At 54.7% G+C, this 1,811-nt stretch carries 3 protein-coding genes; all 3 read right to left on the reverse strand.

Translation table 11 applies throughout. From position 1 onward, the window contains the following. Nucleotides 1–754 (reverse strand): c-type cytochrome (locus GY634_RS17175; protein WP_207625642.1); only part of this gene is annotated, 754 nt, incomplete at its 3' end. After that, on the reverse strand, nucleotides 751–1,230 hold the full coding sequence (locus GY634_RS17180; RefSeq protein WP_207625643.1) for a c-type cytochrome: 480 nt from the start codon (nucleotides 1,228–1,230) through the stop codon (nucleotides 751–753). The genes GY634_RS17175 and GY634_RS17180, both read right to left, overlap by 4 nt. Before the next feature lie 33 nt (nucleotides 1,231–1,263). Beyond that, on the reverse strand, nucleotides 1,264–1,811 hold a 548-nt coding region (locus GY634_RS17000; RefSeq protein ID WP_166409902.1), incomplete at its 5' end, for a (2Fe-2S)-binding protein.

Raw genomic sequence — 1,811 nt, forward strand, 5'->3', positions numbered from 1 at the left:
TGGTGACAGCAGCGGCTTGGCCACCCCATTCAGCACGCATCCAAGTAGACAAATCAGCAATCTCTTTGTCGCTCAGTTCATGCGCAAACGGCGGCATGGCATACATGCGTTGGTTGCCTGTAAAGGTCTGAGTGGGGATACCGTTTAGTACTACGCGGATCAAGTTTTGTGCAGTATCCATGGCGAGTGTTGCGTTGCCATACATGGCGGGAGCCACGTTAGGAATGCCTTCCCCTTTACTGCCGTGACACCCAGCACACGCTGCTAAGTAGGTGCGTCTGCCAATGGCCATGTCGCTGTCAGCGGCAGGGTTCTGAGCTTCGGGTAGCGGTGCAGGAGCGGCTGCTGCCGGTGGCATACTGCCATCGGGGGCGGTAAGCAGGTATGTAGCCACAGCTTCTACATCGTCTTTCTCCATAGCACTGGTAGAAAAGTGCGTGACCGTATGCATGTCTGCGAACGATGTACCTTGTGGGGCGATGCCAGTGCTTAAGTACTGCGTTAGCAGCGGTACATCAAAACCATGCTTGGCTAAGGAGGCCGCTGTGATGTTAGGAATGGCCCAGCCGTTGATCTCACCACCTTGTAAGTCACGCGCAAAGTCCACGCCCATCATGAAGTTTTGCGGCGTGTGGCAGCTAGCGCAGTGGCCTACGCCCTGCACTAAGTACGCACCACGCAACCATTGGGCAGAGCGTTCTGGGTTCTCGGGGACGCTGCGATCCGGGAAGTTCAGCAGGTTCCAGAAGTTCATGAACGGGCGTACCGGTAAGGCGAAGGACCACTATTGTCTTTGTTGGGCACAGCAATAGGTGGAATGCTCATCAGGTACGCGTACAAGGCATCTATATCTTCAGGTGTGGTGATGTGCGTGAAGATGTACGGCATAGCGGGGTACAGGTTGCCTTTAGGGGCAACGCCATCTTTTAACGCACGGTGAAAATCTTCACGTGTGTAGTTCCCTATGCCGTAGGTGGTGTCAGGCGTGATGTTGGTGGAGTACAGGGTCCCGAAGGGTGTGTCGATTGCCACACCGCCGGCGGCTTTAGGGCCTTGGGGTTGGGAGTGACAGCCAAAGCAGTCTCCCGCCATGGCGAGCTCACGGCCACGGGGGATCAGTTGCTGCATTTCATCCGCACTTAAGGGCTTATCTACACCGGGTGCAACGCTGGTGCTGCGAAAAGCCCCCAGCAAGATGGCAATACAGACCACTACTGCCACCAGAATCACGGAAGGATTGTTTTGCGTAACATGGTGGCCTCCTTAGTCGATGACACAGCCAGGGGTTGCCAGAGCAACCTCTTTAACGGCTTCGTAGTAGCGTACATAGCCGGTGCAACGGCAGATATGGTCGTTTAAGGCTTCTTCAATCGCGCTTTCTAGGTTGGCACGCTGTACGGGCTTGCGTTTTAGACCATCCAGAAACACCGTAGCCCCCGCCACAAAACCGGGCGTACAGTAGCCACACTGAAACGAGAAGTGGTCGATAAAGGCTTGCTGTACAGGTGTTAAGGACTCTACTTGCCCCAGTTTGTCGTACTTGGCTTGGCCTTCAATAGTGGTAATGGACTTGTTGTTGAAGTAGTGCGCGCTAAACACACAGGTACGGCTCTCAGTAGTAGAGCCGTCTGGGTGATTTTCTACGATGGTACAGGCGTGGCAAATACCTTGGCCGCAGCCAAAGCGGGTGCCTGTCAGGTTTAGGTGCTCATGCAGGAAGTCGATCATGGGCATATCGAGTGGCACGTCTACTGGGCCGATTTTGTTGCCGTTGATCGTGAGCGTCAGGGGTTGTTTTTCTAAGCTCATGC

Source organism: Paenalcaligenes suwonensis (assembly GCF_011290505.1).
Classification (GTDB): Bacteria; Pseudomonadota; Gammaproteobacteria; order Burkholderiales; family Burkholderiaceae_B; genus Paenalcaligenes; species Paenalcaligenes suwonensis.